General features: G+C 63.1%; 16 protein-coding genes. 7 read left to right on the top strand and 9 right to left on the bottom strand.

Annotated elements, in window-relative coordinates; all coding sequences use genetic code 11:
• Positions 1 to 363 precede the first annotated feature (363 nt).
• Positions 364 to 4122, bottom strand: coding sequence for a hypothetical protein (locus BMX32_RS13750; RefSeq protein WP_089979579.1), 3759 nt, complete (start codon positions 4120 to 4122; stop codon positions 364 to 366).
• Positions 4123 to 4845: 723 nt separating this feature from the next.
• Here BMX32_RS13750 and BMX32_RS13755 point away from each other — a divergent pair.
• Together BMX32_RS13755 and BMX32_RS13760 are read left to right on the top strand one after the other, a co-directional pair.
• The gene (locus BMX32_RS13755; protein WP_211664222.1) at positions 4846 to 5202 is read left to right on the top strand and encodes a hypothetical protein; all 357 of its coding nucleotides are present in this window, start codon (positions 4846 to 4848) and stop codon (positions 5200 to 5202) included.
• 30 nt (positions 5203 to 5232) lie between these two features.
• Positions 5233 to 6582, top strand: coding sequence for an XVIPCD domain-containing protein (locus BMX32_RS13760; protein WP_089979581.1), 1350 nt, complete (start codon positions 5233 to 5235; stop codon positions 6580 to 6582).
• Between the two features lie 1251 nt (positions 6583 to 7833).
• Here the strand turns inward: BMX32_RS13760 and BMX32_RS13770 are convergent.
• Both BMX32_RS13770 and BMX32_RS13775 read right to left on the bottom strand, forming a co-directional pair.
• Entirely contained in the window at positions 7834 to 8634 is an 801-nt protein-coding gene (locus BMX32_RS13770) for a cupin domain-containing protein (RefSeq protein ID WP_139206741.1), read from the bottom strand.
• Positions 8635 to 8787: 153 nt separating this feature from the next.
• Positions 8788 to 9942 carry an alkene reductase gene (locus tag BMX32_RS13775; protein WP_089979586.1) on the bottom strand — a complete coding sequence of 385 codons (1155 nt, stop codon included), beginning with the start codon at positions 9940 to 9942 and terminating at the stop codon, positions 8788 to 8790.
• 213 nt (positions 9943 to 10155) lie between these two features.
• Here BMX32_RS13775 and BMX32_RS13780 point away from each other — a divergent pair, with 213 nt between their 5' ends.
• On the top strand, positions 10156 to 11088 hold the full coding sequence (locus tag BMX32_RS13780; protein WP_211664223.1) for a LysR family transcriptional regulator: 933 nt from the start codon (positions 10156 to 10158) through the stop codon (positions 11086 to 11088).
• 16 nt (positions 11089 to 11104) lie between these two features.
• On the opposite strand, the gene BMX32_RS13785 is transcribed toward BMX32_RS13780, so the two are convergent.
• The gene (locus BMX32_RS13785) at positions 11105 to 11431 is read right to left on the bottom strand and encodes a hypothetical protein (RefSeq protein ID WP_089979588.1); all 327 of its coding nucleotides are present in this window, start codon (positions 11429 to 11431) and stop codon (positions 11105 to 11107) included.
• A gap of 255 nt (positions 11432 to 11686) precedes the next feature.
• On the opposite strand from BMX32_RS13785, the gene BMX32_RS13790 reads away from it, so the two are divergent.
• Positions 11687 to 12469, top strand: coding sequence for a hypothetical protein (locus tag BMX32_RS13790; RefSeq protein ID WP_139206742.1), 783 nt, complete (start codon positions 11687 to 11689; stop codon positions 12467 to 12469).
• Positions 12470 to 12489: 20 nt separating this feature from the next.
• On the opposite strand, the gene BMX32_RS13795 is transcribed toward BMX32_RS13790, so the two are convergent.
• From BMX32_RS13795 to BMX32_RS13810, 4 genes are all read right to left on the bottom strand, one after another.
• Positions 12490 to 13107: a glutathione S-transferase family protein gene (locus tag BMX32_RS13795; protein ID WP_089979592.1), complete on the bottom strand. Its 618-nt coding sequence runs from the start codon at positions 13105 to 13107 to the stop codon at positions 12490 to 12492.
• 301 nt (positions 13108 to 13408) lie between these two features.
• Positions 13409 to 15073: a hypothetical protein gene (locus BMX32_RS13800; protein ID WP_089979593.1), complete on the bottom strand. Its 1665-nt coding sequence runs from the start codon at positions 15071 to 15073 to the stop codon at positions 13409 to 13411.
• Positions 15074 to 15183: 110 nt separating this feature from the next.
• Positions 15184 to 15726: a carbonic anhydrase gene (locus tag BMX32_RS13805; protein ID WP_089979595.1), complete on the bottom strand. Its 543-nt coding sequence runs from the start codon at positions 15724 to 15726 to the stop codon at positions 15184 to 15186.
• Between the two features lie 149 nt (positions 15727 to 15875).
• Positions 15876 to 16754, bottom strand: coding sequence for an NmrA family NAD(P)-binding protein (locus BMX32_RS13810; RefSeq protein WP_089979596.1), 879 nt, complete (start codon positions 16752 to 16754; stop codon positions 15876 to 15878).
• 158 nt (positions 16755 to 16912) lie between these two features.
• Here BMX32_RS13810 and BMX32_RS13815 point away from each other — a divergent pair, with 158 nt between their 5' ends.
• Together BMX32_RS13815 and BMX32_RS13820 are read left to right on the top strand one after the other, a co-directional pair.
• Positions 16913 to 17818 carry a LysR family transcriptional regulator gene (locus BMX32_RS13815; RefSeq protein WP_089979598.1) on the top strand — a complete coding sequence of 302 codons (906 nt, stop codon included), beginning with the start codon at positions 16913 to 16915 and terminating at the stop codon, positions 17816 to 17818.
• A 92-nt stretch (positions 17819 to 17910) separates the two neighbouring features.
• Positions 17911 to 18456: a carbonic anhydrase gene (locus BMX32_RS13820; protein WP_089979600.1), complete on the top strand. Its 546-nt coding sequence runs from the start codon at positions 17911 to 17913 to the stop codon at positions 18454 to 18456.
• Positions 18457 to 18655: 199 nt separating this feature from the next.
• On the opposite strand, the gene BMX32_RS13825 is transcribed toward BMX32_RS13820, so the two are convergent.
• Positions 18656 to 19045, bottom strand: a complete 390-nt coding sequence (locus tag BMX32_RS13825) for a VOC family protein (RefSeq protein WP_089979601.1) — start codon at positions 19043 to 19045, stop codon at positions 18656 to 18658.
• Between the two features lie 157 nt (positions 19046 to 19202).
• Here BMX32_RS13825 and BMX32_RS13830 point away from each other — a divergent pair, with 157 nt between their 5' ends.
• Positions 19203 to 20072, top strand: a complete 870-nt coding sequence (locus BMX32_RS13830) for an alpha/beta fold hydrolase (RefSeq protein ID WP_089979603.1) — start codon at positions 19203 to 19205, stop codon at positions 20070 to 20072.
• Positions 20073 to 20084: the final 12 nt, after the last annotated feature.

Below are 20084 nucleotides of genomic sequence, written 5' to 3' on the forward strand. Positions count from 1 at the left end.
TGTGGCTAGGTCGCTCCGCGAGCTAGCGTTGACGATCATACTGACCAGGGGTAGCGGCCCGCGCCATCCCAGCGGTTCTTCGGAGCTTCCCGTCAGCCTGAGACGTCGAAGTGCATAAAGTCACCGGGCGCCTTCAGATGCGTCCATGCGTCCATGCGTCCATGCGCCGCGAGCCGCCGCCGTGTGGTCATCGCGTCGCCCTGCAGGTTGCCATCCACCACCGGCCGCGACCTAGAATCTCTCGGCGAGGGCAGCCGCTAGTGACATGAGCCCGCTAGCGTTGCAAGTCGCTGTAGACATCGAAATATCAAGCGGAATCTGCATGTCCGCGACCGGACCGTGGCGCAGATTTCGCCTAATCCATTATTCGAATGCTTGCTCGTCTTCGCGGGTCCGTGTCCGCTCGCTGTCCATCCAGCGGGCGATGTCATCGGCCCGGTCATCGAGCCACCGAAGCACGCTTGGGGATGGCGGGTCGAGCGATCGTAGTTCAGTCACGCGCAGTTCGATAAGCGCAGCAAGTGTCGTGCTGCAGGTTTTCGGTTGCAGCCGGTGAAACACGGTGCCGAGAAACGACCTGCCATCAGGCGCGTGTTCGAGCACATCGAGGAACGTTCGTGACAGTGTACCTTGCGCAGCGGCACGCTTTTCCACGTAGAGTACCATGTGAGCCGAGAGAGCATCAAAGCGCAACACCGGTTCTGCGCCTGCCCAGTCGACAAGCGTAGTCGATGGCACATTGGAGAGGGGTTCGGCAAACGGATGGCTTGCAAGCCAGTAGCGTCGCGTCTGGTCGTTCGTTCCGGCGAGAAGGAGCACATCAAGGGCGACCTTAGGCTGGACAGTGAACAGGGCGGGAAGCGTGTGTGTGCAGTCGTGTGGATGTAGCCTTGAGGTGTCAAAGCCGTCGAGCAGCCGCAGACACGTCGCTTTTGCGGCGGGTGCTCCGTCGGTCCCGGCGAGGCAGACAGCGATGAGCAGTTCCATGTAGTAATCGCGCATGGTCGTCATGCTTGAGAAATCGAACCGATTGAACAGAAACCTTCCAGCGTCGACAAGCGCGGGATCGGTCAACTCTTGGTCGCTTTTTTCCTGATACAACCGGCCATGGAGGACTTCGAGGGCGACCGCCGGGCCGTTTGGAAGCATTCCGATTTCCCGGAGTAGGTCTGCAACGCGGCCAGGGGGTGCGCGGCGGAGCGCATGGCGTAGCGGCAGGAAATAACCCGCCGGAACTATGCCCTGTTTGGCCAGTCCGATCAGTCGTTCGAGGCCCGCTTCGCCGGGTACGTCCACACTCTCGAGCGCAGGCAGAAAGCGGGAAACATCAGCATCGGTCGAGAGGTCTTCGAGCGCGGCATCCGCAGAGCTCGCATCGCGTGCCTGCCATGCCCGGACAAAGCCCATAAGCACGGTCGCATTTTTCGTCCTCTCGATGTCGGTCCGGAACAAGTCGAGGAGCTCTGTCCAGATCGCACCAGGGTCGACAGCACCTTCGGCAAGGCCGTATCCGCAAGGATACGCGCGCGTCCAGCCGTCGGTGTCGACGAGCCGCGGCAGGAAAGCGGTCCGGCTTGCTTCATCCAGCGCAAGTTCGCGGCCGATGGCGAACGCGGCGGCGTCCGCTTTTCCCCATCCCGGCTCACCGCCTTGCGCCAGTTCGCTGTCGTCGTCATCGTTGCCGGCATTTGGGTTGAGCACGACGCCCCGGGCGCGATCAAACAAATCGGAGGGTGCTAGGCGTTCGATGAGTCTTGCAAGGCGTGGGTCGGCCGGGGCCTGGACCAGACGGATCAGGTACTGGGTGCGGAGTGCAGCAATCCAACCTTCGATCCACACTCCCGTTTCCGAAAGTCGATCTACCGCAGCCTCGAGTGCGTCTTGGCATGGTTCGAGTCGCCATAGCGTGCCAAAGTGCCGAGCAAGTAGGGAGCCAGCGTCGAGAGCATCCGATGCAAGCTCGACCGTCAGCGCAATGGCGTCCTGGAACCATGCACCAACGTCCTCGTCGGTCGAGGGCAGCCAGCCCCAATCCCTCGGCCGCGCCCCGAAGCCGGCATGCCATACGGACGAATTGCCATTGGCGTCGAGTAGCGAATCGAGCGCCACAGGCACGCAGGCGGCAACCGCCGGCATCGTTGCAAGCATCCGGACAAAGGTCCTTCGCATGTCGGGTGTGGCGTGTGTACCGGAGAGCTGGATCTGGAACAGTGCGGCAAACGTGCGCCGCGCTTCGTGGTAACGCGCCTTTGTGCCTTCGGCAATGACGCAGCGGGCGAGGAGGGTTGCCGCCTGGTCAAATGAGGACGCGTCAAAGGCCAGAGCGTGAATGAGCCGGACCCAAGTGCCGAGACATTCGATCCGGTCCATCGCACGGAGCACATCGAGGGTCAACGTCGTGGTCGCTCGGGAAAGTACGGCCTCGGGCGCGATGGGTGCCGCCATTGTCAGTAGGCGAATGCCTGCGATGTCGAGCGAGGCAAGGTCGCCGAAGCGACCGCCGGGAGCCATCAGGCGCTTCATGAGCGCCTGTGCCTCGTCCACATCGTGCAAGTACCCGATTCGGTGCATAAACGAGTGGAGCATGCGGCGCGGAAGGACGGCGATGAATCCGTCGAGTGCTTCCGGCCGGATGCGCTTGAGTGCACGCGCCGTGAGCCGGTTTGCGATGGCATGCGGCAAGACCGCGCGCCACCGGCCACGCGCTTGTACTATGCCGCGCTCAGCGAGCGTCGCGAGCGACGCAAAGAGACCGTCGGCCGTTCCGTTGCGCAAGCGTGCCATGTGGGACAGCTCACCGCCGTCGGCATCCATGGCTGTGTCGACCGAGTACAACAGTGCGAGATCCTCGGCATCCATGCGCAGCGACTGGTCGTCGACTTTCCGCTGGCGGAACAACCGGTCGAAGAGGTCGTCGCTCCTTAGCTGGCCGAGAGTTTCACCTTTGCGCACAGTCCCGGCAAGCGCACCGGCGACACGAAAGTTGCCGTCACTTATGCTGGCGATGGTCGCGGCGTTGACGCGCGAGACCGACGGGTGGGCGCGGGCGAGCCACTCGGTGACAATGTCAGGTGAGGCCGACTGCAAGCGAAAGACATTCGTTTCCTCCGGCTCGTCATCACTCACGTCATACTCGACCGTGAGCAGACTCAGCCGGCTTCCGTCAGACCTGCAAATGGCCGTCAGCACGGCATGCGTTGCCGCGTTGCAGTTGTCGACTACGAGGATGGCGCGCATGCCTTCCTCGACGAGTTGTTGGGCAAGATCGCGCGCCGAGGTCGCAGGCTCGGTGCCGTAGTCGGTGTAAAGCGTGACGCCGGGATCTAGCGCGCTTGTGCCAATGGCATTTTCAAACAGTGCCTGAACCAGCCGCGTCTTTCCAAGACCGGACAGACCGACGAGCCGCACGCATTCGCAGGGTTGCGAAAGTATCTTCCGCAGCCGCGCAATGCCTTCTATGACCGGTACGGACTCGGGCGGCGAGTTCGTCTCGTCGACAACGCACGTGTTGTCATCAGTCAAGAACGGCAGATCTCGGTTGACACTAGTGCCGATCCACATACCGGGCGCGCTCCATCCGGCCACTCCTCGTCCGCTGCGCGACCGCACCCAGGAGGCAACGCCCGGATAGTGGTTCGCCCAAGTGGCCAGGCGGTCGCGGTCGTAAAAATCGCTGGCGAGGTTTCCGGCGTCCGTTTCGTCGCTTACGGCATCGACAATGGCGGCACGCCGCTCGTCGAGCCGCGTTTTTGTGACGGAGCCTTGCGCACTGACCATGACGTACGCCCCGCCCTGCGCAATCAGCGCCTTGATGGAGGGCCGTAGGTCTCCCTTTGGCCGCATCTCCGCTTTGATTCCGACAGGCTTCATGTCCGGCCTTTTGACTTGGAAGCCGGTAACCATGCGGGGAATGAAGTCCGCCCCGACAAGCGGAACGGTGCACTCGACCGAGACATCGATGCCCCCATCGCTCGCATCCTGGTGGCCACCTGCCGTCACCGCTGACAGCGGTAGGCCCCGCGCTCCGAGCTCTGCGAGGGCAAGACGGGCGACTAGTGTGCGTAGGTCCTCGTCGCGGAGCTTTGCGATGTCGTCGCCGGTGACGTCGAGGATGTGGGGCATGGCGGTTCTCCGTTTCCAGTAACCGGATCGTCGCATGTCGTGCCTCCGGCATGAAGGTCCGCCGGCCGCGCCTAGGAGATAGTAGTGCGGGCGCCACGTGGCGAAGGGGCTTTTTCTGGACTCCGTCGGTACTGAAATCGCTGAGGGCGAAAATCGCGCTTGACGGCAGGTGGGATCGGTATCTCCCGGCGACGAATACACAGTCAGTGCAACGACTGTCCAGCAGAGCGGGCTGGGAGATGGGTGGATCTCGACGAGGGGCGCGCTACGCCAGACCGGTATCGAGACCAGCGTCGATATAGTCTACCGCTCCCATGGCCTGTTGCTGCGGCCGCCGCAGCGACCAGTGCAGATCGTATCGCTGGGCCCGCATCGTCTCCGGCTGGCATGGGCGTCGGACAGCGAGGTCTGCGTAAATCGGGTCATGCAGCAGAATAGGGGATGCTGGCGTCGCCGGCACATGCTGGTGCTGATTGGGCCACCAGCCGTGTGATCGAATCGGTACGGCCTAGCTAGTTCCGTGGCGCCCTCCAACCAGGAGAGAGGCTGTTGGGAGAACCAAGGTTGAGTTCACCCGTTCCATCATGTCTTCCTAGAGACCCGCATGCACAACGCTGATTCGTAGAGTCGGGGTTAGTCCGCATCAACGCGCTGCCCGCGCTTGGCGACGGCCGTGTGATGCGGCACCATCCGACGCTTATGGAACATCACGGGACCATCTGGATGACGACGCCTACGCGCTTGGCGGTTTTGTCGATAATCGCCACATTGACATCGCTTGGCACGGCCTGCGCCGCAGACCGTCTACCTATCACGATCCGCACCGAGACCTTCCCGCGCCCGCCGTATTCAGAGGCGACTTACTACGTGTATGAGCGGGACGGCAAGGTGATATGCACGAAACTGGCCGTATGTGACAAATACGACGAATGCGATACGACCTACCACGCGGGTGCATTCAAGGATCCGGCGGATGTTCAGACCGGGAAGCCTTATGGCGGTTCACCCGCGGCGTTAATCGCGGAGGCCAAATTGCGTAAGCACCAGTGCCTGGCCAAATTCGTGCCGGACGCGCTCTGATTTGCTGCCTCGTATCGACGGATCGAACCCATGACCACGCAACGACAGGCCGACTTCCTCGCCGCCGCCTATGCCTCCGGCATTACCTCGCCCCGAGAACTTGCAAACCTCATGGCTCAGGTTACGCAGGAGTCCGGCGGGCTGACTCAGCTTGAGGAGGGGTTTCGCTACCCGAACGGCCTCCAAACGGTGCCCGTCCGGGTTGCTCGGGAGAGTGCCGATGGTCCAGCTGCGCATCGCGCGGCGATGAACGGCAATCCCGAGCCATTGGCCGAATTGATGTATAGGGGACGGATGGGCAACGACCAGCCGGGCGACGGTTACAAGTATCGCGGTAGAGGGTATATCCAGATCACCGGTCACGATAACTACCAAGCAGTAGGCGATGCGCTCGGGATGGACCTGGTCAATCATCCCGAACTGGCGGCCACTCCCGAGGGTGCGACTCGTACGACGCTGAAGTTCTGGCAGGACAACATGCCGGCGGACGCCCGAGAGGATGTGCGCCGGGCAACTCATGTGATCAACAAAGGCGACGTGGGTCTCGTCGATCGCGAACGTCACTTCGCCGCGTGGGAAGCCAAACTCACACCGGAGATCATGGCGGGTCTTGCTCGGGGGGAAATGCTTCTGGCTGTCGGGCGGGAAGTCGCCCAGACGCATGGGCACGACGGTCATGCGTTGCGCGAGGGCGATCATGGCGCGCCGGTAGTTGCGGTGCAGACGCAATTGAGCGCGTTGGGATACCTCCGCGACGCGGAGGGTCAGCCGGCGGCGGCCGATGGCCACTTCGGCCCGCGCACGGCGAGCGCTGTTAATGCCTTCCAGCGCGATCACGGGCTTCAGGCTGATTCTGTTGTCGGATCGGCCACTCGTCAGGCGATTCAGGATGCTCAGACACAATCGAAAGAGCATGCCCTTGAAACGCGGGCACAAGGACCTGGCGATTCGAAAGCAGCGGTATGCCCGCTCTTGAACGAGGCAGCCCATCCGGATCATGGTTTGTTTCGACAGGCTCAGTCGCACGTGTATGGGCTCGATGCGAAGCTCGGCCGCACGCCTGATGTTTACAGCGACAACTTGGCGGGAATGCTGACCGTCCACGCACGCGCCGATGGTCTGGAGCGCATCGATCAGATTGCCTTGAGCACCGACGGCCATCGCCTATGGGCCGTCCAGACGCCGCCCGGTCGTAGCGATCACCTATTCGATCTTAGAACCAGCGTGCCTACGGATGCAGCGAAGACGCCGATAACCGAGAGCAGCGCGCAGTGGCCTCAGGCGATGGAGCAGTATCAGATACAGCAGCAAGCACGTCAGATGGTGCAATCGATAGTGGTGGAACAGGTTGAGCAACAGGCACCTGCTCCGACGCGATGATGTTTGGTTTAGCGGAGACCCAACGAAATGCCATCAGCAATGACGGTAACTCGTGGCCCGCCGCGCCCACTGAGAGTCCGAGAGGTTCCGCGGCGGTGGAGCATCGCTGATGCGACCGTTGGGGTCCAAACGATGAAGCGATTTGCATCACACGTCGGCCGCTCCGTCATCGCTGCGTTGATCGTGTGGTCTCTGCTAATGGTTGGTGGCTGCGAAAGTGACCAAGCCGTATCTGGCAGGTGGACTCGGTGTCGCCTGAAGGCGGATACACGGTCCATGCAGAGACAGTCCAGCAGAGCGGGCCGGGCAACGCCGCGATATGGACAACGGTTGCGCTGCGCCAGACCGGTCACGACGCCAGCGTCGATATCTCGACCTCACCCACAGCCTATTGCCTCGACCGCCGCGGCGTGCGGTTCAGATCGTATGGCTGGGCCCGCGACGTCTTCGGCTGGCGTGGGCGCCAGGCAGCGAGGTCGACTTCCAGGCCGTTAGGGCGATGGGGTTGGACATAGAGCCGGTGACTGCTAACGGCAGTCTGTAAGGCCAGCGTGATGGCCGAGCCGTCGACTGCCGCATCACGAGGGGGACGGGAGCTAGCCATGTTCGATACCTAGCTCAATAGCTGCCTGACACCTAGAAGGCCAGCACGCATTTGATGTCGCCGCTGAAGACGACGTCGCGTGGTGTCAGCGTCAGCAACAGTGCAGCCCGCGCCATTTTCGGAGTCGGGGTCAAGCGTCACACCGAAGGCGCGTCCGAGCGACTCGGGCTTGAGCATGGCCGTGCTGTCCAAGGTCGACAGGAAGGCAAGCAAATGGTCGGCGGCCGCGCGCGCCCCGGGGAGCGCGTGGGCTTCGAGGGAAGACGGCATGGCATCGTCCTGCGAGGGGGAGGGGGCGGAACTGTCAGCGTTGCGGGGTGCGGCTTGACGCGCCGGGGTGGCGCAAGCGACCAAGAGCGTGGCGAAAACGCTGGCCAATACGGCAGCGCGGCGCATCATCGGGGCATCTTCCGTGGCTCCTGAGCGGGCTACACCAGTGCAGCGGCGCGACCTATCTTAGCGAAGCGGGGACGATGTCGCGTGGGGACTGATGCACGATTTCGGTAAACCCATGAACTGCCTTTGGCGGGTCAAGGCCGCGCCACATCGTCGGATGCGTTTGCCGGACAGCACTCTCTCCGTTTCCTGTCAGCCTTGCTCAGGTGCAAGGCTGTCGGTTCGACCATCGCGCTGGATTTGTGTGCACGTCAGGGACGCAACGGCGGATCCGACGATTTGCCACCGCCTGGGTGATCGGCGTTCGCATGCGCATGGCTACGAGGGTTCTCTTGGCGGCCACTCGTTTCCCCGCTCGACAGCCTCGCCTCACATAACCCCGCAGGTTTCCATCCCGTCACACGTGTCGTCGGTGGCAGGGTGGACTCATGCAGGATAAGGGCGAAAGCCCGCCGAGGGACCTTGCCGATGGCCATGAGGAGCATCGGGTCATTCGCCGGCATGACGAGATGGTTGCCGGGACCGGTACCGATTTGCGATCCACCGGGCATCTCGAGGCATGTATCACCGTCCAGGGCGTAGAAGGCTTCGGGACCCGAGTGCTTGTGGATGGGCGCGCTCATGCCAGGACTGAACAGCGAGTGCACGTACTCCGCACTGTATGCCGCTGCCTTGGCGATGGGCAACGGTCCGACGGTAGCGACGTGGATGCCCCCTTTCGGACGCCAGTGTTTGCCGGCGACGGTAAAGAGCCAGACCTTTCCAAAATCGCTGACGACCGTCCCGTTTTTCGTGGACGCCGACCGTGCTTCGTTCTCGTCCGCGAACTCGTCGATGTGCCAGTACACCGGCTCGTCGGGCAGGGCGCCGAGGTCCTGGTGCGCAAGGAGGCACGCGGGGCCGGGGGATGTCATGGTATTTCCGGGGCGGCAAGGCAACGATGTCACCACCGCACCGGAATCCTGGGTTTGTGCGCTGCCTTGCGAAGTCATCAAAGCTGCCAATGCAAGGGTCGCGATGGCAATGAACGGCGGAATGGATCCGGACGGCATGGGCGCTCTCCAGGATATGAGCCGGTGAATCTAATGGGGAACGTTCTTGTCCGCCATCAGCCATAAGGAGGGCTTCGCTGGCTACGGGGCAAAGCAGTCTTCACTTTGCCCGCCCACAACAGGTCGGGCTATGCGGCTCGCTCCGGCACCGATTCAGGGCGCACAGAGTCCACTGATGGACCTGGACTGTCCGGGCGCCTCGCGTGGCTTGATGCCCACTCCCGCCAGGCGCCTCGCGATGGCTGGATAGTCGGTGTAGCCGCGCTCTCCGCCTCCGAAGAACGTTTCTTCATCGGCAACGTTGAGCGGCAGGCCAAGCCGCAGGCGCAGCGGTAAATCGGGGTTGGCCACGAACGGGCGGCCAAAGGCAACTGCGGCGGCGACGCCGTCGTTGATCGCCCGCGCCGCGCTCTCTGCCGTATGGCCGCCTGCGCTGATGATCGCGCCGGTGTAGGCGACCCGGACCGTTTCCGTCCATTCGTCGATGTCGGATGTGGGGGAGCCTGGCTCGATCAGGTGAAGCCATGCGAGGCTGCGCGCGTCGAGTGATGCAAAGGTCTTTGCGTAGAGCGCCACCGGGTCACTGTCGGTCAGGGCGCCCATGCGACCGAAGGGCGAGAGGCGCACGCCCGTCAGGTCAGGTCCGATCGCATCGCTGATGGCATCGACCACGTTGAGCAACAGCCGCACGCGGTTGTCGATGGGGCCGCCATAAGCTCCTCCCCGTCGGTTGGCGCCGTCGTGCAGGAACTGGTCGAGCAATGAACCGTTGGCCGCATTGATCTCCACACCGTCGAACCCGGCGTCGAGGGCAGAACGCGCGGCTTTCCAGAACGTGGAGACGACGGCATCGAGTTCGGTGTCGTCGAGCGCCCGAGGCACATCGAAGGGCACTCGTTCGAAAGCGCGAGTCACCGCGCGCCCCGACGCAGCAATGGCGGAGGGGGCCACCGGATGGAACGCGGGTGGCAGGTCCGTCTTCGACACAAGCCTTCCGTGGTGGACGAGTTGTAGAACGATTCGCCCGCCTTCATCGTGCACGGCGTCCGTCACTGCGCGCCACGCGGCTACCTGGCGGGCGGTGTAGATACCGGCCATGCCGGGATATCCCGCGCCATCGATCGACACGGCGGTGGCCTCGGCGATGATGAGGCCGGCGGCCGCGCGTTGCGCGTAGTATTCCGCCGTAGCCGGATGTGGAACGCCGCCGATGGCTCGCATGCGCATCATGGCCGGCATCACGAGACGATTAGGCAAGGCCAGGGCACCGAGCCTGACGGGGGTGAAGAGGACATCATGCTGAGCCATGGCTTGTTCCTTTGCCGGGCACGAGGCATCCGGACGAAAAGCTGAGATGCGCAAAGGCTATGCCGCTGCCCGGTTGCCCGGTAGCCACGCTGGCGTGCTAACACTTATGCAAGGCGTGCAAGTGCGGCGCCGGCCGGTAACGATCCGGCAAGATTCAAGACAGGCGCGGAAGACGTTGGCATACCGCTCCCTTCCATCTTCGAGGAGACACCCGTGGGCGAGCGCAGCAAAGACTTCCCGACGCTTCGTCTGTTCACCCGCGTCGCCCGGCTCGGCAGCTTTTCGGCCGCGGCACGCGACTGCGGGATGTCCCAGTCGCAGGCGTCGCGGATGATAGCCGAGCTCGAATCCGAGCTCGGGGCGAGGCTTCTGCTTCGGACCACGCGCGCCGTGGTGCCCACGGATACGGGGGCTGCCTTCCTGGCCAGCATCGAACCCATTCTTCTCGCACTCGACGAAGCCGAGCTGGCGATTCGGGACGGAGGTGAGCTGCGAGGCGTCCTCCGGGTCAGCGCGCCTACCTCGGTGGCAGTCCGGGAGATCATCCCTCGTCTCGCACCCTTCTTTGCCCGCCATCCCTTGCTTCAGGTCAACATGACCCTCGACGATCGTCGCCAGGATCTTGTGCGGGATGCGGTCGATGTCGCCATCCGGTTCGGGCGCCTCGCCGATTCCGGCGCCACGGCGCGTCAGATCGCCACCGTGCCGCGGGTCGTCGTTGCTGCGCCCGCGTACCTCGCTTCGGCGGGGATACCGCACGATCCTCAGGCTCTCACGGGCCACCGCATCGTTGCCGGGCCCGCATCCAACGTTCCGACCGGATGGGTCTTTGAGAAAGACGGTGAAACGGTCCATCCACAGGTCGACGCGATGTTCTCGACGAACGAAAACGAAGGTGTCATCGCCGCGACACTCGCAGGCATGGGGATTTGCTCGACGGTGCTTTGGGCATGCAGCCGCGAGCTCGACGAGGGACGACTGGTTCGGCTTTTCCCCGAATGGAAAACAACGCCGGCCGCCGTCCATGCCTACTTTCCGTCAGGGCGCGCGACGCGGTCGGCTGCGCGGGCGATGGTGGACCATCTGGTCGCCGACCTGTCGGGAACGGGCGAGGAAACGGCACGCAGCGACGATCCGGCCGTCTAGCGGGAAACGACGTTCGTCAACCGTCCCCTGGAGATGCCGGGCTTGTCTCGGCCCGCGCCACGTCGAGGAGGAAGGCCTGAAGGTCAACGACCCTTCCTCGCGCGCAAAGCTCGGCAGCGGTCAGATGATCGAGCGCCGCGATGGTCTCCTCGCGCCACCAGGCATCGACACGACGGGGGTCCGGTTCGATTCGCCCGGCCAGTGACCGCGCCGCACGTTCGAGCCTGCGTCGCGACAGCTCGTCGTAAGGGTGCGGTAGATACCATGGCATCCCGATGCGCCGGATGGCGTCGCGCATCGCGAAAGAGTGCCCGGCACGGGCTCTGGCGTCGCTGGCATCCATGATGACCTCCTGGACGTTGCGGACTCGGCGCCAGTATGGCCGAGCTGCAATCGGTGCACTTGGATCAACGAAACCGATTGTCCTGATAGCAACCGCTGTTGTCGCCGTCTGATGGTTTTGGGACATCCAGCGATGTTTGTTCTAGCGCCCGCCCGCGCTTGCCATGACGATTAGCCTGGCTTTCCGCTCTGCGGAAAAAAATCGACGGGAGACTCCATGGCTGCAGGTCGGCCCACACAGTGGCACACGAAAAATGTGACCATCCGCGAGCTTTATGGGCTCGACACAAAGCATCGGCCGGTCGCACCCGTGCGAGCCGAAACGGCAATGGTGCCGGGCACCGAAGAAGCGGGGCACGACGTACTTCTGTCGCATAGCTCCTTTCAGGCACTGTTCGCCGATGTGAAACCCGACGTCTATGTCGCGGCGGTTGTCGTTGCGTGCTATCTCGGCGTTTCTCGTCATTCGATCCAACGCAAGCTCAATGACCTGTACGCCACCGATGCCCGCCCGTGGCGCTCGATGCTTGCTGAAAGACATCATGCAGGTGGGGTGGCGTTTCGTGACGAGCTTTTTCGATGGTCGTTCGTGCGCGAGGAACTTGCGTACGACATGGTGCCTGAGGTGCGTCGGACAAACGCGCGGCGCGATGAGCTCAGGCAGCGATCCGAGCGGCGGCGTCAGATCCGTCGTGTGCCGTTCCTCCAGAGCGGGCCGCCGTCCGACGCGGTCCAGTTCGTCATCAACGGTCAAGGACTGGTCGTCGGCGCCCTGGGCCAGGGACATACAAGCGCGATGGCGTTCATTGCGGTCATCAATGAGGGCGGCCGGCTGATGGCACTCGATCCCGTCGATGCACTGGGACGGCCATGGTCTGACATGGGCGCACGCGGCGCGTGGGAAGCGGTGGTGTTCGAATCGCTTCTTGCCCAGGCAGAAGCGATTCGCCAGGCATTGTCCCGCGGACGCGAGATGACAGAGCGCGTTATCTTCGGACCCAGCCAGCGTGCAAACGCGTTCGGAGATCGCCTCAACTGAGGCGGTATCCGCGTGGGCCGTTAGGCTTCAACCGGGTCGAAGGCTCGCAGGCCCTTGGCAATCGCCGGGCGCGACGAGAGGTGCGCAAACCATTTCGAAAGCCGGGGGCGCGCAGCCCAATGAGCATCACCGCGAAGACCGGCCACGAAGACGACCGCGGCGATGTCGGCAAGTGTATACATCTCCCCCGCTACGTAAGTCGATTCTTCGAGGGCGTCTTCAAGCCAGTCGAGGCGGTCATGGACGATGCCATCGAGATGATTCGCACCCGAATGTTCGCCGGTCCGGCGAAGCATGAAGGCGGCCTGCGCAAAGCTGATGATATCCGTGGCCACCATCATCAACCGCTCGAGACACATGGCATAAGCACGCGAGCCTGCCGGCGGCATCAGCGGCTGGGTACTCTGGCTTGACGCCCAAAGCATGATGGCGATGGACTGGGAAAGGACAAACGTCTCGCCGTCGTGATCAACCATCGTCGGCACTTTTCCGGTCGGGTTGAGGACGAGATATTCGCTCCCGTATTGCTCGCCGCGCTCGAGGGTGACGCGCACGCGACGGTAGTGGATGCCCGCTTCTTCGAAAGTGACAGCGACGCGGAGGCAATTGCCGGTGCGATCGCCAAACAAGTCAATCATGATGGTCCTGGCAGGGAAGGAAAGGGGAAGCAATCACGCATGGTCCGATGGCGCGCCCGTGGATGCTTGACTGCAAGTGTCCGGTTTGCCGGAAACAGCCGGTGGCTTATCTTTTTGCGACTATCCCCGTAGACCCTGTTTGCGTCTCCAGACAGACGCCTGAGCAAGACCATCGGTGAGGCCCGGCTGGCGGAATCCTTTTCCTGAAAGATGACGTCCGAACCGGTAGGACGGTCGGCCGCGATGGCTCCGGCGCCGCAAGCCCCATGAGGGCGCGCAGACCTCTGCGCGCCCTTTCACCTCAGGGTCGGTATTGCCAGAGCACCGTCGAGCCGCTGACGACCTGCGCGGTGCCGTCGTTTCGCACATTGAAATAGGCACCCGGATGGCCGGCGGTGCCGGTAGCCCAGCGCGGCACGCCCTTGACGTCATAAACAACGAAGTTGCCGTCGCCCTGCATGCCGACCGCGCCAGGGACGATGCCCTTTGTCCCGGCAGCATAAAGCGACGTTGTGCCTCGCCACACGGCGACCTCGCCGTCGTCTGCGACCTTCAGTGACACAAGCCCGCTGCAGGAGGTCAGTGGTCGGGCAGGGGTGACTGACTCGTTGGCGTGAAGAACGCCACAACTCGGCGCGGGATCGAGCGGACCAGGGTCGGTAGGCACCGTTTCCGACGGTTCCACCTCGCCGTGAAAAACGCGTCCGGCTTCGTACATCAGGCGCAAATACCAATCCGACGGCAGTTTGTAGCCGTCGGCGTCGAGGTTGACCCAGTTCATCTGGTCGGGCGACGTTTTCGCACTCGGCGATGTCTTGATGAGCTGTGTGCCTTCATTGATCTCATCGAACATGGCCACCTTTACGAACACTGCGCCGGCTTCGTGGACGGCCTTGACCTCCTGCCAAAGCAGCTCGCCGCCGTTTCGCTCCGTTCCCGTGTCGAGCGCGACGTGGTCAAGGCGCCCCGCGCTGCCAGGTATCATGACCGGCATGAGGAGCTGGCCGTTGGCGTTGGTCTGCGCGATGTCCGGGAGAAGGTTTCGCGTGCGCCATCCTTCCACGCCATTGGGCGCCGGCTTGCTGTCGATGACGCCGACCGTCCACGGCTGAATGACATCGAGTTCGGAGAGAACCTCTTTCCAGCCCGGCTCCGTGATGTCGCGCCATTCCTCGCCGGTCCCGCCCATCACTTCGGCGTGCGCGACGGTCTTGAACCACTGAATGAGTTTATGGACAAGCTCGGGGCGCTGGGGTTTGCCGCCAGCGCCGACCATGCCAAGACCCCAGATGGACACAAGGGGTTTGCCCGCCTCGCGCTGATAAGCGGGGCTGTCGGTCAGGTGAACATCATTGACCAGATGCAGCCAATCGCTGGTGATGTCGCTCAGGATCACATCGTCGCTTTGCGAGTAATACGGAATCTGTTGTCCGTTGACGGTAATGTCGCCGTGCGACAGGTCGTATTCGATGGCAAACGAACGCCCGTTTTCCTCGGCGGCCTTCATGGCATGTCGGAAGATGGCTTCGTCCTCCTCGCGGTAGCCGGCGGTTTCGCCGATGAAGCGCTGCATGAGTGCCCCGTCGATGTTGTACTCCCTCATCCAGCGGAAATGCACATCGGCAGTCTGTTGGGGGTAGGAGGAGAACAGGTATGCCGGACCTCCCTGCACGGTCATGTACGGATTCACGCAACGGGCCGGGCCGTCCCCGAAGTCGGTGACGTCCGGATAGCTTGGCGGATAAAAGTGGTCGGTCCGTGGCTCGGAGTCCGACCAGTGCAGCCAGTTGTTGGCGGGCGAGCCGTCGCCCGGGCAGCGGAACCATCCCTGATAGCCGACCATAACCTTGCCCCTGATGGTCGAGGTATCGACCGGCGGACTATTGGCGAAGGCGGCGTTTGCGAAAAGCAAACCCAGCATGGCTGGGAGCACGAGATCCCTGCTGCGTCGTATGTCGGTCTTCATGCAATGTCCTGTCTGATGGAAGGCGCGCGCATCGTGCGCGTCCTTCCTTCGTTGCGTCCGCCATACACGTCACAAAAAACCGGGCAATGAGTCAAACAGGCAAAACTGGCTTATTTCTCGCTGCGAGCCTGGGACGGCGGGACAACGACCTCGACCCTTCCGGTGGCGACGTCATAGACCATACCCGTGACGGTAGCGCTCGCGGGGAAATCGTCACGGGCCCGCAGGGCAGCCACATCGACTTCGACCGAACGGTATGGATCCGTGATCGAAAGACGCTCGAGGTCCTGCTCTTGCACACCCATGTAATGGGCGACGAGATCCGGTGCTTCGTGGACGCAGCCATTGATGCCGCAATCCGTATGATGCAGGACCACCACGTTCCAGCCCGGGCCGAGTTCGTTGCCCCGCGACCGCGAAAGGGCGCGAAGCATTCCGACGGTCTCGAAGAAAGCAGGGCCCACGCGTCCGCCGACGTTGCGGACGATGGCTGCCTCACCAGGCTTGAGCTGGAGAATGTCCATCGGATCGACCCTCGGATCGAGGCAGCCGACGATGAGGGTTTTCAGCGAGGGCATCATCTTCATGCCGGCGGTAAAGCCGGTTTCGGAGAAATCACTGTTGCGCTGACGGAGGGTTTCAAGAAGGTCCATGGTCTGTCCTGGATGGGGGCGTTAAAGCAGACGGGGAGGGCGTGACAGGAAGTTCGGCGACGAAAAAGGGGGCCATGCCCGGCATGCGCGGCGGCGATAAGGGCGCTGCAGTCGTTGCTGACCACGGCATGGCTCCGTCGGGCAGCGACTTACTTTCCGTTGAGACGGTCGGCGTGCAGGCGGGCGAATTCACCTACCGTCATCGAGCGCTTGCCGGTAATGAGTTCGACGTTGTTGTCCGCGCCGGACATGTGTCCGTGCTGGTAATCCGCCATGGCGCCCGTGAAATGCTGGAGCACGTACTGCGGCACACCCATCTGGCCGAGGGAGTCGATGTACTCGGCAATCGGCAGATCCTGGTAAACGATGGGGCGGCCCAGTGCCTCGGAGAGTTCCCGGGCCATCTGCTCATGATCCATCTCGACCGGGCCCGACAGCGGCACGATCTGGCCGAGGTAGTCGCGCGGGTCCTTGAGCAGGGAGGCAATGGCGCGGCCCTGGTCGTCAGCGGCGATCGGCGAATGGCGCCCCTTGCCTGCGGGGATGCGAAGCACACCGGCCTGCAGGTACGGCAGCGACCAAGGATACAAGAGCCATTCGAGGAAGTACGTCGGACGCAGATGGATGACCGGGACGCCCGACCAGTTGAATACCTGCTCGCTGATGTAGGTGTCGCGGCATGAGTTGGAGGTCGACTCGCGGTCGGCGGACCGTTGCGAGAGATTGACGATGTACTTGAGACCAGCTTCGTTCGCCGCCTGGGCAAAGTTGACGGTTGCCGTGATCAGGCCATCGGCCACCGGCCAGACGAAGTAACCGGCGTCCATCCCTTGCATGGCGCTCCGGATGGAATTGATGTCATTGAGATCCCCAATGACGATCTCCGCACCCTGCGCCTTGAGCGCATCGGATCGAGCATCCTGCTTGCGGACCATGGCGCGGACGTTCAGGCCGAGGGCGAGCGATTCACGGACAGCAGCGCGACCGGTGTCACCGGTGGCGCCAGCGATGAGGACATTCTTGGACATGACGGGGTTTCCTTGGAGTGGTTGCTGCACCGTGCGGTGTAGCGGTTGCGTTTCGGTGATGAAACTATCGACCCGTCGCACTCTTGCCGGTAGCCCATGAAAGCCTCTAAGACTTATCCTTCTCCAGCATCGATGGTCACGAAGGTCGGCCTGCCACCGTGAAAGACATCCTCACGCTTCGCCTCTACACCCGCGTCGCCCGCCTCGGGAGCTTCTCGGCTGCCGCGCGCGAAGCAGGGCTTGCCCAGTCACAGGTCTCGCGCATGATTGCCGACCTCGAAGCGGGCCTCGGCGCCCGTTTGCTGTCCCGTACCACCCGTGCGGTCCAGCCGACAGAGGCCGGGCTGGAATTTCTCGCCCGTATGGAGCCCATCCTCGCTGCCATCGAGGATGCGGAAAACTCGGTGCGGGAAACCGGAGAGTTGCGAGGCGTTCTGAGGATTGGCATGCCCTCGACCATGGCGCTCAGGGTCGTCATCCCGCGACTTCGCGCGTTCGCTGAACGACATCCTCAGCTGCACATCGAGCTGCTCCTCGACGACAAGTGGCAGGACATGGTCCGCGAGGCGGTCGATGTCGGCATCCGCGTGGGCACGCTGCCGGATGCCGCAGGCACCGCTCGGCTCATTGGCCGCATGCAGCGAGTCGTTGTCGCGTCGCCCGACTACATCGCCTCTCACGGCAAACCGGAGCGGCCCGAGGACATCCCGCGCCACCGTATTGTCGGGGGGCCCGCTGCAATGCAGGCAACCTCATGGCGATTCGAGCGCGAGGGCGGCGTCGCCGAGGTTGAAATCCACGCCGACATCTCATCCAACGACACGGCCGGAGCGCTCGCGGCCGCAACCGGTGGGCTCGGCCTTACCTCGACAACGTCATGGGCGTGCCGGGATGAAATCCGGGCCGGACAACTCGTCGCATTGCTTCCCGACTGGACGATGGCCCAGATCCCGGTTCACGCCTACTTTCCGTTGGGCCGTGCAACGCGCCTCGCAGCGCGAGCGTTCGTCGATTTTATCTGCGCGCAACTTGAAGGCCATGAGGACTGGCGGTCGGGCGGCTAGGGCTTTTTGGGCAAAAGATGCCTGATGCGACAAGCCCGCCTGCGGGCACGGCCGGATGATGGGACGTATTTCGTCGCCACCGGAGGCCCCCCATGGAATTTTTCCATACCCTGCTCGAACGCAATGCCGACTTTGCCGAACAGGGCTTTGTCGACGGTCTCAGGATGCTTCCCTCGAGGCAGACGGTCATCATCGGGTGCGTCGACCCGCGCGTTGACCCAGCCGACATCTTCGACCTCCAGCCCGGCGAGGCGGTTGTCATCAGGAACGTCGGCGGCCGCATCAATGCACCTCTCCTCGAGACGATGGCCATTTTGCGCACGGTGGCGCAGTCCAAGGGCAAGGACATTGGGGATGGATGGAATCTTGTCGTCCTCCACCACACCGACTGCGGGATCATCGGCTGCTACGAGCACGCTCCTGCGCTTCTCGCAAAGCATCTTGGAAAGACCGTCGATGACCTGGCCGACATGTCCATCGACGACCCGTTTGCAGCCGTCAAGAAGGATGTCGCAGAGCTGCAGTCGATTGCCGCTCTTCCTGGTGGATTTCTCGTCTCCGGACTGGTCTACGACGTCGGTACGGGCAAGGTCGACACCATTGTCGAGCCGCGAGCGCTGCGCGTAAACGCGGCCTGACGACAATGGCCGGGCCCCCGTCGCGCCAGCGGTTTCGCCTCGTGAATCGAGCTCGTCCTTGCGGCTGCAGCATGCATCGCCGCGCTCGGTGCGGTTGCAAGCTGGCTGCTGGTGGTGCGCATGGTGCCGGAGGGCGTGGACACGGCGCTTCTCACACCGGAGATGGACCAGGCGGGGAGCGTGCTCCCCGCCGAATGGCTCAACCTTCCGGACCGACGAAGGCGGCCTCGATGTTGTTGCCGTCCGGGTCGAGCACAAAGGCGGCGTAATAGTCCGGGTGGTACTTCGGACGCGGGCCCGGCGCGCCGTTGTCCTTCCCCCCGGCGTTGATTGCGGCATCGAAGAATGCCCGGACTTCCTCACGCGATGCGGCGGAGAACGCAACGTGGCAGTACCCGGGAGCGTTGGCCGACTTACCGACCCAGAAATACGGGCCGGTCTCGTCCCCAAAACCGACGGCGGCAAGCTTGCCGGTGTCGCCATCGGGCACCTCCATGAGGGGGGCAGCCTTGAGCGCTGCGAGCACCGGCTTGTAGAAGGCGAAAGAGGCTTCGACATTCGCAACGGAAAAGAACACATGCTTTATCACGGAAAGTCTCCTCAGGGATGGGCGGGAAAAACTGCGGCGGCGCTGCGTTCGGCAAGAACCAAGAAAAGCCTGCTTGCAGTACACATATGATGACCATACTACAACCGTGCCAGTTCTTCCGTGCACATCACCCACGTTCCCATCGAAGGTCCATCCCATGTCCATGACATCTTCTGCTTTCACCGAGCATCGCGTCCCTTCCGGCGATGGTGAGGTTTTCGTCCGGGACCACGCAGGCAAGGGCGATGCCTTCGTCCTCATGCACGGCTTTCCCGACAACCACCACATCTACGATGCACTCGTGCCGCACCTTGTCGCTGCCGGACGGCGCGTCGTGGTGTTCGACTTCCGGGGCTTTGGCCAGTCGTCGCGGACACCGGGAGCCACGTACACGTTCGACCAGCAGCGAGACGACCTGGCTTCTGTCGTCATGGCCCTGGGGCTCGCGAAGATCGTGCCGGTTGCCCATGACGCATCGGGTCCGGCCGCGCTCAACTTCGCCCTTGAACATCCGGACAAGGTGAGCGCCGTCTGCATGCTCAACAGCCTCTACGCGGCAGGATCCAACATCCGCGTGCCGGAGCTGGTCATGCTCTTCGCCAGCGCCAATCTCGATCCACTCAGCTATGCCATTCTCAACGACCCCGCGCAGTTTGGCTGGTTGCTCCGCTTCCAGCAGGACATGTTCCGCACTGCGCTACCCGAAGCCCGGCGCGCGGCGTTCGACACGACGGCGTCCATCATTATCGAGAACTTCACCGGTGAGCATCACGCTCGTGAAGCGTTCCGCCAGCTGGCCGCCGGGCTACTTCCGGAGGTAGGCAAGAACACGGCGCAAATCGCGCGCCTCTCGACGCTCACCGTTCCGGTGAAGCTCATCTGGGGCGAATTCGACCCGTACCTCAATCCTGGGGTGGCCAACGACTTGTTGCCCTACCTCCCCAACGCCACACTCCACACCCTTCCTGCGGGCCACTGGCTGCAACTCGACCTCCCTGCCGACGTTGCACGCCTCATGCTCGCCTGACCCTTGCCGGTA

The sequence above is a fragment of the Luteibacter sp. UNCMF331Sha3.1 genome (genome assembly GCF_900109915.1).
Lineage (GTDB): Bacteria > Pseudomonadota > Gammaproteobacteria > Xanthomonadales > Rhodanobacteraceae > Luteibacter.